General features: G+C 56.5%; 19 protein-coding genes and 1 pseudogene. 9 read left to right on the top strand and 11 right to left on the bottom strand.

What is annotated here, in order from left to right; all coding sequences use genetic code 11:
• Both ACSQ3I_RS27470 and ACSQ3I_RS27465 read right to left on the bottom strand, forming a co-directional pair.
• Positions 1-1225 (bottom strand): protoglobin domain-containing protein (locus ACSQ3I_RS27470; protein ID WP_436004265.1); only part of this gene is annotated, 1225 nt, incomplete at its 3' end.
• Between the two features lie 66 nt (positions 1226-1291).
• Positions 1292-2635: a GGDEF domain-containing protein gene (locus ACSQ3I_RS27465; RefSeq protein WP_436004263.1), complete on the bottom strand. Its 1344-nt coding sequence runs from the start codon at positions 2633-2635 to the stop codon at positions 1292-1294.
• A gap of 457 nt (positions 2636-3092) precedes the next feature.
• Here ACSQ3I_RS27465 and ACSQ3I_RS27460 point away from each other — a divergent pair, with 457 nt between their 5' ends.
• From ACSQ3I_RS27460 to ACSQ3I_RS27435, 6 genes are all read left to right on the top strand, one after another.
• The gene (locus ACSQ3I_RS27460; protein WP_436004261.1) at positions 3093-5021 is read left to right on the top strand and encodes a methyl-accepting chemotaxis protein; all 1929 of its coding nucleotides are present in this window, start codon (positions 3093-3095) and stop codon (positions 5019-5021) included.
• Positions 5022-5256: 235 nt separating this feature from the next.
• Positions 5257-6285, top strand: coding sequence for an AraC family transcriptional regulator (locus ACSQ3I_RS27455; protein ID WP_436004259.1), 1029 nt, complete (start codon positions 5257-5259; stop codon positions 6283-6285).
• Between the two features lie 265 nt (positions 6286-6550).
• Positions 6551-7660, top strand: coding sequence for a cache domain-containing protein (locus ACSQ3I_RS27450; protein ID WP_436004257.1), 1110 nt, complete (start codon positions 6551-6553; stop codon positions 7658-7660).
• 14 nt (positions 7661-7674) lie between these two features.
• The gene (locus tag ACSQ3I_RS27445) at positions 7675-8712 is read left to right on the top strand and encodes a neurotransmitter-gated ion-channel ligand-binding protein (RefSeq protein WP_436004255.1); all 1038 of its coding nucleotides are present in this window, start codon (positions 7675-7677) and stop codon (positions 8710-8712) included.
• Between the two features lie 60 nt (positions 8713-8772).
• Positions 8773-9312 (top strand): hypothetical protein, encoded by a 540-nt coding sequence (locus tag ACSQ3I_RS27440; RefSeq protein ID WP_436004253.1) that lies wholly within the window; start codon positions 8773-8775, stop codon positions 9310-9312.
• Between the two features lie 59 nt (positions 9313-9371).
• Positions 9372-9905, top strand: a complete 534-nt coding sequence (locus ACSQ3I_RS27435; protein ID WP_436004251.1) for a hypothetical protein — start codon at positions 9372-9374, stop codon at positions 9903-9905.
• Between the two features lie 91 nt (positions 9906-9996).
• Here ACSQ3I_RS27435 and ACSQ3I_RS27430 read toward each other — a convergent pair whose 3' ends face one another.
• From ACSQ3I_RS27430 to ccoN, 9 genes are read right to left on the bottom strand one after another with little or no spacing between them, the layout of a single operon-like run.
• The gene (locus ACSQ3I_RS27430; protein WP_436004249.1) at positions 9997-10341 is read right to left on the bottom strand and encodes a hypothetical protein; all 345 of its coding nucleotides are present in this window, start codon (positions 10339-10341) and stop codon (positions 9997-9999) included.
• A 53-nt stretch (positions 10342-10394) separates the two neighbouring features.
• Entirely contained in the window at positions 10395-10547 is a 153-nt protein-coding gene (gene ccoS / locus ACSQ3I_RS27425) for a cbb3-type cytochrome oxidase assembly protein CcoS (RefSeq protein WP_436004247.1), read from the bottom strand.
• Positions 10544-12805, bottom strand: coding sequence for a heavy metal translocating P-type ATPase (locus ACSQ3I_RS27420; protein ID WP_436004245.1), 2262 nt, complete (start codon positions 12803-12805; stop codon positions 10544-10546). The genes ccoS and ACSQ3I_RS27420 overlap by 4 nt, the downstream gene beginning before the upstream one ends.
• A 4-nt stretch (positions 12806-12809) precedes the next feature.
• Positions 12810-13616: a DUF2189 domain-containing protein gene (locus ACSQ3I_RS27415; protein ID WP_436004243.1), complete on the bottom strand. Its 807-nt coding sequence runs from the start codon at positions 13614-13616 to the stop codon at positions 12810-12812.
• A gap of 13 nt (positions 13617-13629) precedes the next feature.
• On the bottom strand, positions 13630-13827 hold the full coding sequence (locus ACSQ3I_RS27410; protein WP_436004241.1) for a hypothetical protein: 198 nt from the start codon (positions 13825-13827) through the stop codon (positions 13630-13632).
• Positions 13827-14708: a cytochrome-c oxidase, cbb3-type subunit III gene (gene ccoP / locus ACSQ3I_RS27405; RefSeq protein ID WP_436004239.1), complete on the bottom strand. Its 882-nt coding sequence runs from the start codon at positions 14706-14708 to the stop codon at positions 13827-13829. Before ccoP ends, ACSQ3I_RS27410 begins: the two co-directional genes overlap by 1 nt.
• Positions 14699-14869: a cbb3-type cytochrome c oxidase subunit 3 gene (locus ACSQ3I_RS27400; RefSeq protein WP_436004237.1), complete on the bottom strand. Its 171-nt coding sequence runs from the start codon at positions 14867-14869 to the stop codon at positions 14699-14701. Before ACSQ3I_RS27400 ends, ccoP begins: the two co-directional genes overlap by 10 nt.
• A 9-nt stretch (positions 14870-14878) precedes the next feature.
• The gene (gene ccoO, locus ACSQ3I_RS27395) at positions 14879-15631 is read right to left on the bottom strand and encodes a cytochrome-c oxidase, cbb3-type subunit II (RefSeq protein ID WP_436004235.1); all 753 of its coding nucleotides are present in this window, start codon (positions 15629-15631) and stop codon (positions 14879-14881) included.
• Between the two features lie 4 nt (positions 15632-15635).
• Entirely contained in the window at positions 15636-17294 is a 1659-nt protein-coding gene (ccoN, locus tag ACSQ3I_RS27390; protein ID WP_436004233.1) for a cytochrome-c oxidase, cbb3-type subunit I, read from the bottom strand.
• A gap of 222 nt (positions 17295-17516) precedes the next feature.
• Here ccoN and ACSQ3I_RS27385 point away from each other — a divergent pair, with 222 nt between their 5' ends.
• From ACSQ3I_RS27385 to ACSQ3I_RS27375, 3 genes and pseudogenes are all read left to right on the top strand, one after another.
• Positions 17517-19109 carry an MBL fold metallo-hydrolase gene (locus ACSQ3I_RS27385; RefSeq protein ID WP_436004231.1) on the top strand — a complete coding sequence of 531 codons (1593 nt, stop codon included), beginning with the start codon at positions 17517-17519 and terminating at the stop codon, positions 19107-19109.
• A gap of 276 nt (positions 19110-19385) precedes the next feature.
• On the top strand, positions 19386-20456 hold the full coding sequence (locus tag ACSQ3I_RS27380) for an HAD-IC family P-type ATPase (RefSeq protein ID WP_436004229.1): 1071 nt from the start codon (positions 19386-19388) through the stop codon (positions 20454-20456).
• 87 nt (positions 20457-20543) lie between these two features.
• Positions 20544-20913 (top strand): annotated as a pseudogene (locus tag ACSQ3I_RS27375) (cation-transporting P-type ATPase); the annotation flags it as partial.

Raw genomic sequence — 20913 nt, 5'->3', positions numbered from 1 at the left:
TCACGCCTGCCTTGACCTGCTCGGCTGAACTGCCAATCAATTGCTTGATCTCTTTGGCGGCGAGCGCGGATCGCTGCGCAAGCTCGCGGACTTCCTGGGCCACCACGGCGAAGCCCTTGCCCGCGTCACCCGCGCGTGCGGCTTCGACGCCGGCATTCAGGGCGAGCAGGTTGGTCTGGAAGGCAATCTCGTCAATGACGCCGATAATGCTGCTGATTTCCGACGAGGACTGTTCGATCGCGACCATTGCCTGCACCGTCTGGCTGACGACTTCACCCGAGCGTTCTGCTCTTGCCTTGGTCTTTCTGATCAGCTCGCCCGCTTCCTGTGTGCGCCGGCTGCTCTCTCCCACGGTCGTTGTGATTTCCTCCAGCGCGGCTGCCGTTTCCTCGACCGTTGCTGCCTGTCTTTCCGTCCTGCGCGCGAGATCCTCGGAGGAAGTGCGCAGCTCGTGCGCACCAGCGTGAATTTGCGAGGCAGCAGAACTTACAGAGGTCAAAGTACCGGCCAATTGTCGGAGTGCATCGTTGAAATTGTCGCGCAGACCCTGATAAGCTTGGGGCAAATCAGCGGTGATGACGGCGGAGAGATCCTTTTCAGCGACGCGTGCCATGGCATGACCGAACACTTCCGTGACGCGCAGTTGTTCGGCAGCAATCGCTTCAGCCTCAGCCTGCTGTTTTGATCGCTCAGCCTCTTCAATATAAACGGATATTGCGAGATCCATGTCTAGGAGAACCGCCTTGACCAAGCTGCCAAGTGCCTTGGCGAAGCTGCGGCTGTCTCGCTGCCGGCGAAACAAGCTGCGTCGCTGCGCTTGGTTCTCGGTGATTGCTGACTGAATAAGGTGGTCAAGCACGAGCGCGTATCCACCGATATACCATCGGGGTTCGAGCCCAATGCGGGCGTGGACCATTCCGATCTTGCGAACCTTTTCGAAATATTCCTGGTTGAAATCGCCATTCGAGATGTTCACCCAATGGCCGACCTGAGCACCCTTTGCTCGTGAAATATGCTCATCGGAGGAAAAGAAGCGGCGAGCCTCGGGCGTCTTGCGCACCTCGCCATAGAAGCGGTCAAGCGCAACCGGCAATTCCCTTTCAACGACGGACTTCAATGAACGGATTTCCGCGCAGCTCTCTTCAGTCAGTTGCATGAACTCCAAACGGCGAGATAATGCTTCTTCACCGCTTGAACCAATGGGTTGATTGCGAAGAGTATTCATTGCATCCTCCAGTTGCTATTGTGGGCGCAGTTTTCCCGATGTGAGAATCCGCCTTCCGATGGTGAACTAATTCCTTGAGAGCGCCTGCTGTGCTCTGATCACCAATCGTTTGGGATCAGGATGGCCGTCATATTCTGCAACAGCGAAGCTGAGCGAGTTTTCGTAGTGCGTTTTGCCGCCCACATCGAAATGCGTCATGGCATACCGATTGGCAACGTCCCGGGCAAAATCGTATGCTTTGTCAGCATCGGATTCCACACGGATCACCAGAAAGGTTTCCTGTCCGACCCGAAACACAGAGTCGCTGCGACGCGCACTGTTGAAGAGGAGTGTCGCTGTGTGCTGGATAATTACGTCGACATCGTCTTCACCGTACGTCGCCCGCTTTTTCGATGCGTTGTCGATCGCAAACATGACGACGGAAAACGGACGTTTGGTCTCATTGTGAATGGAAATCTCACGCGAAACCATGGTCGAAAGAAATCTTCGATTGAAGACCCGTGTTAGCGGGTCGCGCGCATTCTCGGATTCCCGACAGCGTTCGAATAACATTCCGAGCATGCTGCCGATATGGTCGATCGATTGCTTGATCGATTTCAGTAGCACCGGCCTGCTATCAGCATCGGGGTTCTCCCGCAAACTGCGTGAGAGCGTGTCCACTTCGCCGATCGCGCCGAGGATCGCGTCGTATTCATTCGAGGCGCTAAAAAGCAGGCTTGCGCGATGGACAAACCATAGTCCGAAATCGGACTGGCTGAGGGGCAAAATTTCGCTGTTTTCACCAAGCTGTGCATGGAAGAAGACCGTTTGTGCCCATTCCGACAGCGCAGCCCTTTGGCGTTCTTGTTCCGTCACGACATCTTGTCCGGTAGCGAAAAGACGAAGCGCCTCTTGTGACCTGGCAGCACGCTCGGAGCCGACAACAAAGGCGGCCGACATGATACTGAACGCCAGGTCGAACATGATCGATATAAAATGAACTGCGAGGGTGCTTTCCGTGTCCGAAAGCCTCGTACGCGCAATATCCTCGACAATTCCATGCTTGAGTTCGCGAAAACCTCTCAGGACAAGAGCGATTGGAACGTGAATGCGCGCATGTATGTTGCCAACTTCGGTCTGCTGCTGGATCAATCTCTCAGCATCCGGCAGTCGTGTCGGAAGCAGATCGACGATCCATCTTTGCAACGAATCGCTCAGCCGCTCGCTCACCACTTTCTGGTTCAAATAGTAGTCGGCGCGTGGCTGCTCCATGAGCACTCGATAAAACCGCTGGACGAGCACAGGAGCCGCGCGCTTGGCGACCTTCGTGACAGTCTCCCGGATATGAAGCGGCGTGCTTTCGTATAGCGCCGCCATTTCCGATCGTAGCGCGGCAAAATCGTCACTGTTCCAATGACCGGAACTCAACATGGTGTTTCTCAAGGTCGTCTGATTGCGTTGGCGCCGAGATTTATTGCATCGCGGCGAACAGCTGCTTAATCATCTTGAAACAACTTGTTAAGGTCTTGTTTGCCAAACTTAATTTTCGTTAAGTTTTCGACCTCAATTTTTATCCGGTGAGCAATGCTCGCTGCCACGTCAGCAAAGGCTCAACAGTAGACCCTCTTCCCCGGCGGTAGAACTCCGGGCATTGAAACTGCTTTGCAGAGCTTTTCCCGCGTGTCTGATTTACTGCCTGCTGGATGTTTGCGCTAGATCAACGACGGTCACGCATTGGGCCTTCATGATAATGCTGGCGAATATTGCACGACTGGCGTCCCGGCGATCCAATCATGCCCCGCGCACGACCTCTGGTCGCTCGGCAGAATGATTCTGCAAGTCATCCTGTTACTCGAGTCACCGGCGCCGCCGGATGGAGCACGCATCCGTGAAGAACATTCCCATACTCGGAAAATTCCTGATCCTCATGGGCGCATTGGGCGTCTTCGGCATTCTCTCGAGCGGTTTTGCCAGTTACCAGATATGGAATACTAATGGAGACTATCAGTCGCTTCTGGATCATCAGGTAAAGGCGGCGATCTATGTCTCGCGGTCGAACCGGGCAATGCAGAATGCCCGCGCAGCCCTTGCCGATCTGGTCATCATCAAAGACGCAGCGGCGAAAACGAAAAGTGCTGACGAACTCGCGTCGAGCCGCGACAGTTTCATGAAGTTCATGGACGTCGCGATTTCCGCTCAGCCAGAAGACCAGGGTCTGCAAAAGCTGAAATCGGACGGATTGACCATTCTTGATCAGACCTGCCGCGTGACGATCTCGTTCGCAAGAACAGCGCTTAGCGAACAGCAGGCGCTTCAGGCGCAAGAGGTATACCTGCGCGATTGTCAAAGCCAATTCCCGCTTCTCTCGAGCAAGGCAGTCGAGAAATTCACGGAACTCGTGACATTGGCGGAAAAAACGCGGGTAGAGACGGACGCGGTTGCCACTTTCAGCCTGTGGTCCACACTGGGCGGTGTGGTCAGCAGCTTTACCCTGATCATGGCCGGCGGGTGGTTTGCCATGCGATCGAGCCTGGTGCGGCCATTGAAAGTCCTCGCCGGCCTCATGGATCGACTGAGTTCTGGTGATCTCACACCAGAGATCGATGCGACCGATCGCAGGGACGAAATCGGTCATATGGCGAGAGCGCTTCAGATTTTTAAGCAAAACGGCCTGGAGGCGCGAAAGCTCGCCCAGGAGGCCGAGGTCCAGCGTGCTGTTGCAGAAGCGGAACGTGAGAAAGATCACGAGATCGAGACATCGAGAGCTCGTCAGATGGAAGAAGCGACCAACGGACTTGCTGACGGGTTGAGGCGTCTTGCCGGCGGTGATCTGACCGTTCGGCTCGACAAGCCCTTCGCAGCCGATTTTGAGGAGCTGCGATCCGACTTCAACGCCGCCGCCGGGCAGCTGGGGGAGACGCTCAGGGTCATTGCTGACGTGACGCGCTCCATCGATGGGGGAACTGCAGAAATCAGCAGAGCGTCTGAAGACCTTTCGAAACGAACCGAGCAGCAAGCTGCTTCGCTTGAGGAAACCGCCGCCGCTCTGGACCAGATTACGGCAAATGTGACGAGCTCCACCATGCGAGCCGAAGATGCACGAAAGATTGCAGCCGATGCAGATGGAGATGCGCGATCGTCTGGACTGATCGTATCGCAGGCCATTGACGCAATGCATCGCATCGAGAAGTCCTCGACACAGGTCGCCAACATCATCGGAGTGATCGACGAAATCGCTTTCCAGACCAATCTCTTGGCTTTGAACGCCGGCGTTGAAGCCGCACGGGCAGGGGAAGCGGGCAAGGGCTTTGCGGTCGTCGCCTCCGAAGTGCGCGAACTCGCACAACGTTCGGCTCAGGCCGCAAAAGAAATACGCGAGCTGATCCGCACGTCCAGCGTCGAAGTGGAGAGCGGCGTGCAATTGGTGGCGCGCGCTGGCGAATCGTTGAAGTCCATCGGCTCGCTCGTCGTGTCGGTCAACCATCACATGGACGCGATCGCAACGTCGGCGCGAGAACAGTCTGTCGCGCTCGCTGAAGTCAATTCGGCCGTCAATCAGATGGACCAGGTGACCCAGCAAAACGCCGCCATGGTCGAAGAATCCAATGCCGCAAGTTCCACGCTGGCTGCAGAAGCCAACCGTCTGCGCAGGCTGGTGGCCGGGTTTACGCTCGCAGAAAATACGAAGTCCGAGTACGGTGATGCTGACGCGTCATCGAGCCGTCAAAAGCCCGTGTCCGCCGTTCACATCCTTGGGGCGCAGGTCCGGCAAGCCTTCGGCGGACAAAGACGGAGTGCCGACTGGCAGGAGTTCTGAGACAATGTTTAGGGGATGACAGGCTAATGTCACACGAGGGCCGCGGAGATAGAATCGACGCGGTCTTCTTGTTTTTATGTCCAAATCCGCATCGCGATTGTATTTGACGTGGAATTTGTGCAAACCCTCTTTGCTTGGCGCTCGAGCCTTGGATTAGACGGCTTGCAACCGCTTGTATTACTTGTGAACCTTTTCTGCAGTTATGTCCCAAAACAGTGTTTCCCGACTTCCAGCTTTGACCATAGCGGCCGGCGCGATGGGAGGACGACAAAGTTTCGAAATCTATCGGGAGGCCGTTTCGGCCGTGTTCGACGCGGAGATCGCGGACTGGTCCCAGTCACCAGACTTCTCCGTGCAGGTCCATTGCATACAGCTTGGCCCGATGCTTCTTGCTCGTGCTGGCATGTTCAATGCCGACTATCGCTATGATCGAAATCGACGAAAAGCGGCTCAGGCCGGATCTGATGTTCTCTTGGTGCAGATTATCTTGGAAGGGAGCGATACACGATATGTCAAGGATCGCTTCATCGTGTCGCAGCCCGGCGATGTCTTCCTCTGCGATCTGACCCGCACACTTACGACGCAGACGCGCAACTGCCGCAATTTCACCTTTGCGCTGCCGCATGGATTGTTCGGTTTGTCGGACCCTCATCTCGATGGCATTCATGACGTCTATTTTCCCGCCAATTCCCTGCCAGCCAAATTGCTGAGAGCGCATGTGGCGACCCTTTGGGACAACCGCGATCATATCGATCCCAAGGACGCCGAACACTACGCGTCCAGCACCGCAGGGCTCATCGCTGGATTGACCAATGCCGACGCAGATTCTCGTGCCCGACACGAAGAAATCGCCACCGCAGAACTCAAACGGGTCCAGCGTTTCATCGAAGCAAACTTGCTGGACCCGGATCTCGGGCCGGAACACATTTGCAGCAAGCTCGGTCTCTCGCGATCGGCACTGTATCGTCTCATGGAAGCCGTGGAAGGCGTAACAAACTATATCCGTGAGCGCCGAATGCGTCGCGTTTTCCAGGAAATCGTCGATGGCCGTCAACAACATAAGAAAATCAGTCAGCTGGCCTATCAGCATGGGTTTGTGAACGCGTCCGCCTTCGCACGCACATTCAAATCCATTTATGGCGCCACACCGAGCGATATCCGAGCGATGGCCGCGCAGGCCCCATTTTATCTCGGTGGCAGTGATGGCCCGCTTCACGACGGAGAACGCCTGAGGCACTGGTTGAACCTGCTCGGGCGTATCTAGCCGTATCGATTTTTTTCGACTGCCGGATTGCCTTGAGACCATATGTGCTGCGCGTCCCAAATTTTATGCGCGTTATCCCACTGTCTCTTCCGCAACGGCCTCAGTGATCGACAACCACTTCCACTTTGATAACGAACCCCTGTGGTGGCCTTGGTCGCCAGCCGATCAATTCAGGGGAGAGTGACCGCAAAGTGAGCAATACCGCCGCCCGCGTGCTTGTGATGTCGCCGAGCCTTACGTTTGCCGCGTGCAAAGCGAGGTCCGCGTGAAGTTAGACAAATCGCTTTCCCTGATCTCCGGGGTCGCTATCGCCACTATTCTGGCGGTCGGTGGAGCGTTGACGCAGGTCAGCACGCATGCGCTTCTCCGGGACTCTGAACGGGTGCAAATCGAAGACGCATCGATGGTGCTGTCAACCGCGATGAACCAGGCCGCAACTCTCTCTGCCACCCATTCGGAAGCAATTGCGTCCGACACGCGTGTCGTCGAATCGATGGCAGCCGGAGATCGCCGAATCCTGCTCGATTCAAGCCGTCCGCTGTTTCAGCGCCTTGCTACCAGCGGCGGCATCAATGTCATGCATTTCCACACTCCAGACATGAAATCGTTCCTGCGAGTGTCGGAGCCTGAAAATTTCGGACAGGATTTATCGAAATTTCGGCCGATGGTGATCGCGGCCAATCATGACAAGCGGACCCAGAAAGGACTTGAGCTTGGGGTAAAAGGGCTATCGTTGCGGGCTGTATCACCGATCATCTCCGATCAGGGCCTCGTTGGAACGATAGAAATCGGCGTCGAACTGACGTCTCTCCTTCATCTGGCGAAAGCGGCCACCGGTGCTGATTACGCTCTCTTTCTTGACCCGTCGACGCAGTTACGCGAGGACGGAACAACATCCGAGAATAGATTTGGTTTGACCGTTGAGGCCGCGACTGACGCGACATTCTTCGGTACGTTGCAGAAAGCAGATACGGTTCAGCTGTCGAGGGCTCCCTATGTGACCTCATATTCAGCTGATGGCCGGCAATTCAAGGTGATGGGACGACCCTTGCTGGATTATAGCGGCAACCTCATCGGCGTCCTGGTCATTGCCCGTGATTTTAGCAACCTTGAAAGCCACCTTTCTCGATCGGTAATCACAGTTGTCGCCGTCTCGATCTCTGGCTTCCTGATCGCTTTTTCCTTGTTCATGATCGTGACCCGCGCATTCATCACCGGGCCGCTGATCGAACTCGCCTTGGCGACCGCCGAGGACGGTGGCTCAGACCATCAGCCACTCAGTCACGTCGACGAATACCTGCAGTTATGGTCCGCCATTCGGGCTCTTCAGGCGAAACTTCGTGGCGCCGCCGAAAATCGCGGTCCGGCACCATGAGGAAGGTCCGAGCCATGCTTGTCGCCGCCATGCTTTTGCCCTTCCTTCACTGGACGGCGCATGCTGCTGGCGCTCCGATCCCGCAAGACATTTCGTTGCCGGTGCATGTGCATCTGGCCGTGCGGGTGCTCGATCTGTCGAAAATCGATGAGACAAGCGGTCTTGTCTCTGCCGTTATCGAGATCACCCAACGCTGGAATGATCCGACGCTTCGATTTGATGCCATAAGAGAAGGGAAAAACCGAAAGGATTTCGTCGAGGCGCTGGCCCAAGAACGACTTGCGGGGATCTGGTATCCGGCAATTGAGACGGAGAACAAGAGCGGCGACGCCCGCGTCGATGCCACCACGCTGTCGATTTTCGCCAGCGGCGACGTGATGCTGATCCGAAATATCGATGCCGATTTTAGAGCGACGATTGAGCTTTCCGCTTTCCCCTTCGATACACAGCGGCTTGTTTTTCCGCTGGCGTCTCGCCTCTTCGGGGTCGATCAGGTTGTTGCGATCGTTGACGACAGGGACCGGGAGCTTTCGTCGCTCGCAGAAGATCTCACCGATTCTGACTGGCTTCCGCAACGCCTCGAATTCTCGCTCGAGCAGTTTTACGGCTGGAATTCAAAACCGGTTATGCGCGTGAAAGCGACGGCGACCGTCAGTCGGGCCTGGCCGCGGTACGTTCTTCGGATATTCGTTCCTTTCGTGGCGGTGCTGAGCGTGTCACTCTTCGTGTTGTGGGCGCCGCGGGGGTTCATCGGAGATATTCCTGGGATCACCTATTCGGCCCTTCTGGCGCTTGCGGCGCTCAGCTTTACATTCGAGTCGAGTTTTCCTGGCAGCATGTCGGTGAATTCACCGATCGCGTTCATGATATCCCTCGGTTATTTCTATCTCATTCTGGCCCTCATGGCAGATCTGTTGTTGGAAAGCAGCCGGTTTCCCTTCAAGGCTGCTTACCCTTACCTGCCTCAAGAAGCGCGAAGATATCTCCGCTATGTTCTGCCGGGCGTATTCGCGACCGTCATCGTCGCGACCATCCTCAGGGCGTCGGCGTGACAATATGCTTGAAACAAACCGAACTCGGATCATTTCGTTCCGTTATTCTAGGAGCAGTCAATGCGTTTTTTGGCCGTCCTGACCTATCTTCTCCTTGCACCGATCGCCAATGCGGCGGCGGTTTGCGAAATCTCTTCGATACTTGGATGTTCCAATACCAATGAACTCTTGTGGGCGAAATCATTTGAACCGGCACTTCGAGGATTCCTCGATAAGCGAAAAGTGTCTTGGCTTGGCCAGAAGCAAGGGATTTCAGATGCAGTCGAGGAGGTTCTCGGCGGCGCGCCCGACGACGCGAAGGAGGTCGCGCCCGGCATATTCCGGTTCTCTGCGGTCAGGCCACACAGCGCGACGGAGCGCGGCGCCATCTTCATTTCCAAAGAAGGAGACATTGAGGCCATTGGTGTGCTGCATTTCAACTGCGCAAAGCAATGCGACAAGACCTATTCTCTCTCTATGGTGGTGAAAAAGGAGGACGACGCGTTGACCTCTCTCGTGCAGGCTTGGGGCAAGGAGCAAATGCACTTGAACGAGCAAAATGGTCTTGAAGATGGGCTGACCTCGATCGGACGGGTCGAGCTCTTGACGATCAAACGATAGCACGAGCGCCCCCTGCGGGCGGCGTACGCCGTCAAAGAAATTTTAAACGGAGACCAATAATGAAAAAATTCAGCTACAGTTTGTTTGCATTGTACCTGCTTACAGCATCTGCCGCTTCGGCAGATGAGCCGGTCGAAACGGTGCGTGTTCTCATCGATATGGCCATACACAATTCCTCTGACCCAGCCGATGGAAAGTTCGTTCAGGAGGACTATTTCTCTGCAAACGTGTTGCTCCGTTATTTTAGTGAAGACTTTACAAAGGCCTTCGCAACCGCCCTGCTCAAGAGCAACGAACGACGACACGAGATGATGATCGATTGGGATCCGATCATTGGCGGCCAGGACAGCTGCCCTTTGAAAAGTATCTCCTATAGCCCACCGACAAATAAGAAGGGTAAGATCGAGATTGTCGTCGGTTTCAAGGCCAAGGCGTGTTTTGACGACGATAGTGGGAAGGCCGATGTGACCAAGGTCACATTCACCCTCGTCAAGGAAAATCTCGACGGCGGGGCACCCGTCTATCTGATCGATGACATCTCCCACCCCGGCGAGGATTCGTTGAAAACGACATTGCGGGAAATCGTCAAGTAGCAGCTTTGACAAGGCCTTCGAGCGCTATGCAGCCAAGAAAACATGCGGTGGGCGTTGTTGTGCTGCGTCTACGAAGTGCCCCGTCTGTGTCTTACCCTCGATCGGTGCGCTTTGACTGCTCCGCTGCGAGGATAGTATTTCGCCCTGGGGCCGAAAGAACGACACCTCTCAAGACGGCGATGGCCGCGCCGATCATGCCGCCCGTTACGACGCCGGCCGATCCACCCGCTAGCGCCGCGAGCAAACAGTATCCGATGATGCTCCAGCCAAAAGTCGGTGAAAGAAAAACCGCTGCTCCAATGCCGACAACGGCTCCGAGCAGTCCGAATATAAAACCCAGCCCCGTGACCGCATCAGAGGGGTCGACCACCCGCTTTGATGTCTCCTGACTATCGGGTTTATCCGCGTTCGGGACCTCAGCATCATCGACCATCATTCCCTCCTCTTGCTTTACTCAGCGAATTTCGCATTGACATGAGACAAGGCGGATCACCCTGGCTCATCGTTGTCGTCCAGAAGAATTCTTTCGGCTGCGCCATCGAGGTCTTCATACTGTCGGCTACGCATCGACCACAAGAAGACACCAAGGCCGACAGCCCCCATCGCGACAGAAAGAGGGACGAGTACCTCTAAAGCGGTCAACCCATGGCCTCCTTTGTGGTTCGCAAATCGGACGCTTTGAGCCTTCCAAACGGTACGGCCCCAAGACGCAAAGCGTTGGCGACAACTATGAGTGACGAAGTCGACATGGCGAGCGCGGCAGCGAGCGGTGTCACAAAGCCGGCGAGAGCAATCGGCAGACTGATCAGATTGTACAGCGCAGCAAGGGCGAAATTCTGTCGGATTAGTCGGTGCGCGCGACATGCGGCATCAATCGTATCTTGGGCCGCCGCCAAGCTCTCATCGACAAAAATGAAATCCGCGGCGCTGCGCCCTATCTCGCTCGCGGTCGATGGCGCCATCGATACATTGGCCGCCTTGAGCGCGGGCGCATCGTTGATACCGTCGCCGATCATGAGGGTCTTTCTGCCTTGCGCTTGCAGATCTTGCAGACCAGCCGCTTTATCACCCGGCATGAGCCGGAACCTGTAATCGGCGATGCCGAGTTGTTCCGATACGGATTGTACGGCGGATTCGGAGTCTCCGGAGAAGACAGCGACGCCAACCCCCCGCTTTTTCAGGAAGCGCACAAACTCCGCGGCGCCTGGCCGAATGGTTTCGCCAAACTGAAAGGATGCGATGGGTCGCCCGTTTTTCGACAGCACAGTTGACCCGAGCATTGATGCTTCTGAACCATTTGTGGCAGCCCAGTCGCCACGACCCAGCCGATAGACATCGCCGCAATACGATCCCTCTATCCCGAGACCAGCTCTCTCGGACGCATTCGCAACGCTGACAGATTTCAAGCCTGCACGTCTAAAAGCGGTGAGTATAGTTACGGCCATGGGATGACGCGATATTTGTGCCAAGGATCCGGCCAGGACGAGGTGTTCAGCTGCGATTTCGTGACCGTTCAGCAACGTTGGTCGGCCAGTGGTGAGAGTGCCGGTCTTGTCAAAGACGACGGTGTCAATTTCATTCAAACGCTCGTAAGCGGATCCGTCGGTCGCCATGACACCCCGCTCGAACAGGCGCCGCGCAAGAACAACTTGCACCATCGGAACGGCCAAACCCAGCGCGCAAGGGCAGGTGATGATCAGCACCGAGATCGCGATTGTCAGCGATAGATGCGGATCCCCCGAGATGATGATCCAACCGGCGAAGGCGAGCGCAGATAGCGAATGGACGATCGGTGCGTAAAGTCCTGCCGCACGATCCGCGAGGCGCCGATAGCGCGAACGAGCGTTCTCTGCTTCCTGCAACATGCGGCCAATTTCCGAGAGCAGCGATTGCGAGGCATGGACGGAGGCACGAACGACGAAGGGTGCTAACATATTCAACTCGCCGGCGCGGACATCGCATCCCGGCCGGACACTTTTCCAACGGCTCTCCCCTGTGACGATCGAAGGGTCGGTTTCAGATTTGCCATCCACGACGGTTCCATCGACCGGGCATCGTCCGCCGGCAGGGACCAAGAGCTGCATTCCGGGCTTGATGTCTGACAGCGCGATGTAATCGATCGCCCCTCCTTCTGCGACGAGGTTCGCGCCACGAGGTGTCATACGGGCCAATGCTGCCACGGCGGATTTGGCTTTTCGTCTCATTGAATTGTCGAGGACTCTGCCGACCAGCAGGACGAAGACAAGCGACGTGCTGGCCTCGAAATATGCATGAGAGGCGCCTGACAATGCGTCGTACAGACTGAGGACAAATGATAAAACGATCCCGATGCTGACAGGTACATCCATGTTGACCCGGCCATGTACAAGCGCCCGCGTCGCTGAGATGTAGAAAACACTGCCCGAGTAGAAAACGGCAGGACAAGCCAAGGCAGCAGATATTAGATGGAAGGCTTGGCGCGTTGCAGGATCTGCACCTGCCCACACCGAGACGGACAAGAGCATTATATTCATCGAGCAAAATCCGGCGACGGCCAGTCGACTGACGAGGCTGGCGTGCGCCCCATCATCCGTCTCGATTTCGTTAGAAGGGATATGCGAGGCGAAACCGATCTTTTGCAGGGCTTCCACCATGGCAGGTGGCTGCCCCTGTTCCGTCAACCAATTCACTGTCACCGTGCGGGTCGAAAGATTGGCGCGCGCCATGCGAATGCCGTCAAGACTGGACAGAGTTTTCTCGATTGCTCCGATACAGGCGGCGCAGTGCATGTCAGGGACCGACAGCACCGACTGATGCAGCCCGTTTCCGAGCGATCGGCTTGCAACCGCTATTTCATCCGCGTTGCGGGTGTTCATAGTCCGCGCGTCAGTAACTCCCAATGGCGAGCCGCAACAGGTCATGGCCTTACTTCATCTCGCGATAGGCGTGCCAGGTCGCATGGCCCAACCACGGAAAAATGACGATCAATGCCAAAAGCCCGGTAGCGACACTGACGAGGAACAGCACCAGAACGATTGCACCCCACATCAATGAAGGCCGGAGATTGTTCCACACCATGGCTGTGCTAATCGCCATTGCCGTGATGGCGTCGATCCTCCGATCCAGGAGCAGGGGAATGGAAAAGACGCTGAGGGCAAAGGCGAAACCGGCAAACAGCGATCCGATAAGGCTTCCGACAATGAGCATGGCCCAACCCCTTGGGGTCGTCAGCAGCATATCCACGATGAGATCGAGACCTGGGAATGGCTGGACACCAAAGAAAAGTGCATAGATCAGAACTGCCGCCCTCATCCAAAGCATCATCAGCATCGCCAAGAGCATTCCGGTAAAGAAGACCTGTGCACCCGAGAGCGGCTGAACAGCAAGCATCGTTCGAAGCGTTACAGGTTTCCCGGCTTCGATGTTGCGACTCTTGAGATAAAGTCCTGCTGCGATCAGAGGCCCGACGATCAGGAATCCGGCAAGGGCCGGAAACAGGAAATAATCCCTGCCGGTGTCGAACATATAGGCAATGAAAACGATCGAGGCGGCGCAAACCGCCACCCCATAGAGGAGGCTTGGAATGGGCCGTGTCCAAAGATCTTTCCAGCCCGACGAAAGCCATCTCAACGGCGCTCCCCAAGACAGATCGCGCTTCCACTTGATATTACGTGTCTCCTCGATATCCGAAACCTCGGAAATCAGTGTGGACGAGTGTTCTTTGCCGGCCATCGTCGTCTCCTGGTCAACATGCCGATTTGGCAGCCCGGAATTTTCCCGGTGCCTCACCCTTGTCCTTTAGATGTGCCACGCAGCCCGGTTGACTGTTAAAGGCAACATACGCCAAATGAGCATTGGCGCCGATCAGGACCAGAGCGACGACAGCCACCACGAGCCACACCGACATCGATCGCTTTGCAGTTTCGCGTAAAATGGTCGCCATCACGGTTCCTTCTGCGCCAAGGCGTTCACGTAGAGCGCTAGAACCTTGATCTCTACCGGCGTCAGCCTTTCATCCCATGTGGGCATGTGACCTTGGCGGCCGCCATGGATGGTATCGATGATCGTTTGAAGACTTCCGCCGTAAATCCAATGTTGATCCGTCAGGTTCGGTGCCCCGACCTCTGGATTTCCTTTGGCGTCCTCGCCGTGACAGGCGACACATGTCGTGACGAAAACTTCCCGCCCCTTGTCGATCTGTCCGATGTTGGCGGCGGTTGATGTGGTCGGGTCGCTTAGGGATCGCACATAGGCGGCAACGTCCGACACCTGCTGCCGGTCCAGCATCTCGTCACGCCCAAACGCCGGCATCTGGCCGATCCGGCTGTCGGGATGCCGGGAATTGACGCCGACCGTCAGTGTCTGGGCAATGCGTTCAGGGCCTCCACCCCAAAGCCAGTCATCGTCGGTCAGGTCGGGATAATTTCGCCCTCCTTTTCCATCCCTTCCATGACAGGCGGCACAATTGTCACCGAAAAGTTGGTGGCCGTTCGACCGGACCTTCACCATCAACTGCTCATCGGACCGGATCTCGTCGTAGGACTTCGTTTCGATCTGCTTGATCCAGGGGACGCGCGCGGCATTCGCATCACGCAAATTTTCCTCGACGGAAGTTTTCTGATCAGAGCCCAGCAAGCCTTTAGTGTAGGTCGCTCCCAAAGGCCAGGTGGGCATCAAGAACCACCACAGCACAGCAAATACGTGCGTCACGATCAGGAATAGTAACACTCCCCTCGGTATCGGGGTATCAAGCTCCTTGATGCCATTCCAGACATGCCCGGTGGTCTTTCTACCACTGACCGGATCAACCTCTTCTACATCCACGGACGATCCTCCTTGTCGAAGACATGCGCTTCGGCGCGTTCAAAGCGCAGCTTGTTGGATGGCAGGAAGGTGTAGACGACAACGCAAATCGAGAAGCCGATCAGATAGAACAGGCCCCATGTCTTGGCCGCTTCGACCAATGTGTCATGACTGATCTCCATCTTATCCCCTCAATTGTTCGGATTTGGCATCTGCTCGGGCGCGGCGGTATTCTCGTAGGCAGCCTTCGTCAGCTGTCCTAGAACCTGTAGATACGCTACCAAAGCGTCCATTTCGGTGACATTGGTCGTGACGCCGTCGAACGCTGAAATCTGTGTTGCCTCGCCGTATCTCTCGCTGACCCCGGATGCCTGTTCACTGTCAGGCAATGCTTGTCCGTAGGCGTCCCGCGATGCATTCGAAATCATCTCGTCCGTGTAGGGCACTCCGACCGATCTCTGTGCTTGTAGCTTTAGGGGCAGGTCGGCAAGATCGAGGGGCGTGGTCGCCAGCCACCGATAAGAAGGCATGTTCGAGTCCGGCACGACGTCGCGTGGGTTGGTGAGATGCGCCACATGCCAGAAGTCGGAATATTTGCCGCCGATACGGGCGAGATCCGGCCCAGTCCGCTTGGATCCCCACAACATTGGATGATCGTACTGGGATTCGACGGCGAGGGAGTAAGGTCCGTAACGTTCGACTTCGTCGCGCAATGTCCGGATCATCTGGCTGTGACAGGCGTAACAGCCTTCGCGGACGTAAATATCACGCCCCGCCAGTTCCAGGGGAGTGTAGAGGCGCATGTCTGTTACGGTCTCGACGGTGTCATCAATCGTGAACAAAGGCGCAATTTCCACGATCCCCCCGACGCTCGCGGCGGCGATGATTGCCAGCATGAAGCCCGTTGCCGATCGTTCCAGTTTTCTGTGCATCAGTTCCGGCATCGATCTACTCCGCAGGCGAGGTCGTGGAATGCTCGAGTGGTGGCCGTCCGAATGGAAGGTCTTCCGTCGACTGCCGAGGTGCTGTCTCCGGACTTCGGATCGTCATCCAGACATTGTAAGCGGCAACGACTGCGCCCAGGAGGAAGAGCAAGCCTCCGAACGCACGCGCGATGTAATAAGGATACATTGCAACGAGGGTATCGACGAAAGAATAGACGAGCGTGTTGTCAGGAGAGTAAGTCCGCCACATCAAACCTTGAATGATGCCGGAATTCCACATCGCAAAGACGTAGATCAGCGTGCCGATCAGCGCCAGCCAGAAATGCACTTCGACGAGTGCGGCCGAATACATCCTCTCGCGCTTCCAGACCGATGGAACCAGCGTGTAAAGAGCGCCGAAGGTGATCATGGCAACCCAACCGAGTGCGCCGGCATGGACATGGCCGACGGTCCAATCGGTGTAATGCGACAGCGAGTTGACGGGCCGAATGGCCAGAAACGAACCTTCGAATGTGGAAAGACCGTAGAAAAACGCGGCCATCATCATGAATCGAAGGGTGGCGTCGTCCCGCACCTTATGCCAAGCACCGTTGAGGGTCAAAAGAGCATTCCCTGCCGAAGCCCATGACGGCACCAGGAGCATGACCGAAAACGTCATGCCCAGATTTTGTACCCAGTGGGGGAGCGCTGTGTAATGCAAATGGTGGGATCCGGCCCACATGTAAAAGAAGGTGATCCCCCAGAAGCTGAGGATCGACAGGCGATAGGAGAAGATCGGTCGTTCAGCGCGCTTGGGAAGATAGTAATAGAGCATAGCCAGGAAGCCGGCCGTCAAAAAGAACGCAACCGCATTGTGCCCGTACCACCACTGCACCATCGAGTCCTGAACGCCAGCCCAGATCGTATAGCTCTTTGCATGGCCGAGCGAGATGGGAATGGCCAGATTGTTGACGATATGCAGGATCGCCACGACGATAATGAACGCTAGATAATACCAGTTGGCGACATAGATATGCGGCTCTTTTCGACGTGCGAGCGTCCGCACATAAAGGAAGAAATAAGTCACCCAGACGATGACGAGCCAGATGTCGGCATACCATTCCGCTTCGGCATATTCCTTCGATTGGGTGACGCCAAGAAAGTATCCTGAAACGGCGATAAGACAGAAAAGGTTGAAACCCAGCAACACGAACCAGGGTGAAAACTGGTCTGCAAGACGGGCGCGCGACGTCCGCTGGACCACGTGAAAAGATGTGGTCAACAGGGCATTCCCGCCAAAGCCGAAAATGACGCCTGTGGTGTGAGCAGGGCGAATACGTCCAAAACTCGCCCAGGACGTGTCGAAATTCAGGGATGGCCATGCGAGTTGCGCTGCCGCCCAGACACCGATGAACATTCCGAAGATCGCCCAGAGGAGCGTCAGACAGACCCCCACCTTGATCGGGTCGTCGTAATAGCGGCTAAATCTCTCCGGGTCGGGCGGTGGTCCGAACGCTCCGGAAATGAGAATAAACAGCAAAGCTATGCTGTAGAAAAGCACTATTCCGCCGTGGATACCGAGTGGATCGTATCGTCCGGCCGCAGCCATGGCGACGCCAACAATAGCTAAAATTATGAGGACGGCGGCGCCGAGTTCGCGTTCTCCAGTGGTAAACTGCCCCATCAATTATCCCCCACTCGTTTGGCGTTGCAAACGCCAACCCGTGTATAAAAGTTCCATCACAAGCGCATGACCTCAACTCAAGGTATCGCTCGTCGAAGAACAATCAAGAGCTGAGACCAAAGCAGGGAAGGCAAGAAAGAATGTCCATGGCTCGTTTCGAGATGATCGAAGTCAAGACGTGAGGGATGGAACAATGTAGCGTGACGACAAGGAGGCATGACAATGCAACATCGACCCACAATCCGGTTTCACGGCGCGGCTGGTACGGTCACCGGTTCTTGTTTTGCGATCGAAACTGCAGGCGGACTGATCCTCGTGGACTGCGGCATGTTCCAAGGCTCCAAGACGGAAAAGGAGTTGAACTATCGCCCTTTCCCTTTCGATCCGGAAAGCGTTGTCGCGGTCGTATTGACCCATGCTCATATCGACCATGCAGGACTTCTGCCCAAGCTCGCCCGTTTCGGCTACCGTGGCCCGATCTACGCGACAGGCGGCACAATGGACCTGTGCAGCGTCATGTTGCCGGATTCCGCCCACATCCAGGAATATGAGGTCGAGCAGCTCAACCGCCGCAATCGCCGACGCTCGCGTGTGCAAGTCGAGCCGATCTACGATGCGACCGATGCAGCCCTGGTCTTGACACAGTTCCGACCGGTGCGGCTGCGACAATGGCAGGAAATAGCACAAGACGTCCGCGTGCGCTTTTGGAACGCCGGCCATCTGCTCGGTTCCGCGTCCATAGAAATGGAGATCGGTCAGGGACGGGATCTCCTGCGGCTGCTTTTTTCCGGAGACATCGGTTCTGGTTTCAAGCTTCTTCAACACGACCCCGAAGCGCCAGCGGGTTTTGACTACGTCGTCTGCGAAAGCACCTATGGCGGAACGGACCGTCTCGATACGACCGATATCGGCCGGCGTCGGATTCTCGCACAAGAGGTTTCCACCGCAAGCCGGCACCGCGACGGCGCACTGATAATTCCCTCTTTCGCTGTGGAGCGGACACAGGAATTGCTCGCCGACCTGATTTTCTTGATGGAGACGGGCGATATCCCGTCCTGCCCAATCATCATCGATTCACCGCTGGCAATTCGCGCTACTGACATTTTCGAAAAGCACCGAGATGATCTGGAGAACGGAGATCTGCTGGTCAGAGCAATCCGTTCGAAAAACGTGCGTTTCACTCAAACCGTCGAACAATCGAAGGCAGTCGACTTCGTTCGCGGATTCCATATCGTCATCGCGGCAAGCGGTATGTGCGAGGCGGGACGAATACGTCACCGTCTCAAGAATTGGTTATGGCGTGAGGAAGGGACCGTGTTGCTTGTCGGCTTTCAAGCTGCCGGCACGCTTGGACGAATTCTTCAGGACGGTGCAGCGACAGTCAGGATTCAGGGTGACGAGATCAGCGTGCGCGCGAATATACGTTCGATCGACGTCTATAGCGGCCATGCCGACGGTGCAGAACTCTCCAGCTGGCTCGCCGGGCGCCTGCCAGTGCGATACGCCGTCTTTCTTGTCCACGGTGAGGAAGAAGCGATGGAGGCAATGGCTCGGAGGGCTGCGGCCTTGGTCGGTGACGAGCATGTGTACCGTCCACGGCTCGATTCGGCATTTCGTCTGGACGCTGACGGACCGGTCGATATTTCGCAGGCTGGGCCGCCACCTCGCATAGACCCTCAGCAAGCCGGGCATCGCGACTGGAACAACGACTATCAGACGCTTCTTCTCGATCTGCAGGCTGAGCTTCGCAACGCCGCGGATGACAAGGCGCGGGGGGTGGTGATCCGTAAAATAAGACGGGCGCTTGAGGAGTGATGGTTTTGTCCGGTGGATGTTCGGGGACCGATCCGCTGATGACGATTGCCGTCGCCGTCAACAAATTCTCGTTCAATAAGGTTAGGCGGAAAGCGCCTGCGCCGGATCCAGGGGAATGGTCCAGGATCAGCCTTGGGACGGCTTTGCGATATTGTGAATGTGGATCACCTTAAGCTGCGTGCGCAGTGAGACAGCGCGCTTTCGGGCCCGGCAAGCACATAATATCTCACCCGAGACCTAATCGAGGACGGTTACGCAAAAACTTTTGGGGGATAAATGGGGCAAGGTACTGACAGTTGGCATGGGAAGACTGCAAACGAAGCGCTCGACGCGCTCGGTGTCAGCGCACACGGACTGAATTCGCTTGAGGCCGCAGTCAGGTTCGCGCAGTTCGGGCCGAACGAGCTCCCAGTCACGCCAGGCCGGCCGGCATGGAAGAGGTTTGTATCCCAATTCCACAACGTGCTGATCTATTTTCTGCTCGCCGCGGCGGTGGCGGCCTCTCTGCTAGACCATGTCATTGATGCAAGCGTGATCGTGGCCGTCGTGATCGTCAACGCGGTTGTTGGTTTCGTGCAGGAGGGGCGGGCCGAACAAGCGCTCAATGCGATCCGCGACATGATCGCTCCGAAGGCCATCGTTCTTCGAGAGGGGGCGCGAACAATCATTGCAGTCCGCGACATCGTCCCCGGCGATATCGTTCTGCTCGAAGCAGGAGACAGAGTTCCCGCTGACCTTCGCCTGCTGCGCGCCCGCCAGTTCCTCGTCGATGAAGCAATTCTGACCGGTGAATCGATGGTTGCGGAAAAGGACGAAGCTCCGGTCGCTTTTGAGGCCGTACTGGGCGATCGTCGCAATATGGCATATTCCGGGACGCTTGTCGTGTCCGGGCAGGCGACCGGTCTGGCGGTTCACACCGGAATGGCAACGGAAATCGGACGTATCAGTCGCTTGATCCAGGACGTCGAGCAACTCAGCACACCGCTCCTGCGCCAAATCGATGCTTTCGCAAAGCGGTTTACAAGCGTCGTGGCGATCGGCAGCGTTCTGCTTTTCGCGTTTGCCGTGCTTGTGCGTCGCTTCGACTGGGTCGATGCGCTGATCTCCGTCGTGGCGCTGGCCGTCGGCATCGTGCCAGAGGGCTTGCCTACGGTCATCACCATAACCCTGGCAATCGGGGTTCGTCGGATGGCCCAACGAAATGCGGTTATCCGCAAGCTGCCGGCGGTGGAGACGCTGGGGGCCACGTCGGTCATCTGCACTGACAAGACCGGCACGCTGACCCTCAACGAAATGACCGCGCGCCGCATCGATATGCGCGACACCCGTCTGTTTGTCAGTGGTTAAGGCTACGCGCCGAAGGGTCAATTCTCAAGCGAAAGAGGGGACGATGTCGCCGCGCTCGCTGCAGCCGGGCCGTTGCTTCGTTGCGGAGTGTTGTGCGGGGACGCCGATCTAGTGGAAACGGACGGTGAGTGGCTCGTTGGCGGTGATCCAATGGAAGGCGCGCTGCTTTCACTCGGCCACAAGGCTGGGCTGCAGCCGGCGCACCTGCGCGGCGAGTGGCCAAGACTTGACGAAATACCCTTCGATTCCGCTCACCGGTTCATGGCGACACTGCATTCCGGTCCGACCGGCGAGCAGACCATCTTCGTCAAAGGCGCTGCCGAAACCCTATTAGACATGTCAGTCGTCGATAACCGCTTCTTTTGGGAGGATCGTATTGCTGCAGCTGGCCGAGATGGCGAGCGGGTGCTTGGTTTTGCCGCGAAACGTCTCAGCTCTCCGATCGAGAGGCTTACAT

Source organism: Rhizobium sp. LjRoot30 (assembly GCF_964253915.1).
Taxonomy (GTDB): domain Bacteria; phylum Pseudomonadota; class Alphaproteobacteria; order Rhizobiales; family Rhizobiaceae; genus Metarhizobium.
The sequence above is the reverse complement of the archived record's forward strand: the minus strand, read 5'-3'. Positions and strand labels throughout refer to the sequence as shown.

What these genes read in the sequence shown, in the direction of transcription:
- ACSQ3I_RS27400 (WP_436004237.1), bottom strand. Translation starts at nt 14,869, where the DNA reads ATGGAGATCAGTCATGACACATTGGTCGAAGCGGCCAAGACATGGGGC.
- ccoN (WP_436004233.1), bottom strand. Translation starts at nt 17,294, where the DNA reads ATGGGGCAGTTTACCACTGGAGAACGCGAACTCGGCGCCGCCGTCCTC.
- ccoO (WP_436004235.1), bottom strand. Translation starts at nt 15,631, where the DNA reads ATGCCGGAACTGATGCACAGAAAACTGGAACGATCGGCAACGGGCTTC.
- ACSQ3I_RS27385 (WP_436004231.1), top strand. Translation starts at nt 17,517, where the DNA reads ATGCAACATCGACCCACAATCCGGTTTCACGGCGCGGCTGGTACGGTC.
- ACSQ3I_RS27440 (WP_436004253.1), top strand. Translation starts at nt 8,773, where the DNA reads ATGCGTTTTTTGGCCGTCCTGACCTATCTTCTCCTTGCACCGATCGCC.
- ACSQ3I_RS27430 (WP_436004249.1), bottom strand. Translation starts at nt 10,341, where the DNA reads ATGATGGTCGATGATGCTGAGGTCCCGAACGCGGATAAACCCGATAGT.
- ACSQ3I_RS27410 (WP_436004241.1), bottom strand. Translation starts at nt 13,827, where the DNA reads ATGGCGACCATTTTACGCGAAACTGCAAAGCGATCGATGTCGGTGTGG.
- ACSQ3I_RS27415 (WP_436004243.1), bottom strand. Translation starts at nt 13,616, where the DNA reads ATGGCCGGCAAAGAACACTCGTCCACACTGATTTCCGAGGTTTCGGAT.
- ACSQ3I_RS27380 (WP_436004229.1), top strand. Translation starts at nt 19,386, where the DNA reads ATGGGGCAAGGTACTGACAGTTGGCATGGGAAGACTGCAAACGAAGCG.
- ACSQ3I_RS27465 (WP_436004263.1), bottom strand. Translation starts at nt 2,635, where the DNA reads ATGTTGAGTTCCGGTCATTGGAACAGTGACGATTTTGCCGCGCTACGA.
- ACSQ3I_RS27420 (WP_436004245.1), bottom strand. Translation starts at nt 12,805, where the DNA reads ATGACCTGTTGCGGCTCGCCATTGGGAGTTACTGACGCGCGGACTATG.
- ACSQ3I_RS27435 (WP_436004251.1), top strand. Translation starts at nt 9,372, where the DNA reads ATGAAAAAATTCAGCTACAGTTTGTTTGCATTGTACCTGCTTACAGCA.
- ACSQ3I_RS27445 (WP_436004255.1), top strand. Translation starts at nt 7,675, where the DNA reads ATGCTTGTCGCCGCCATGCTTTTGCCCTTCCTTCACTGGACGGCGCAT.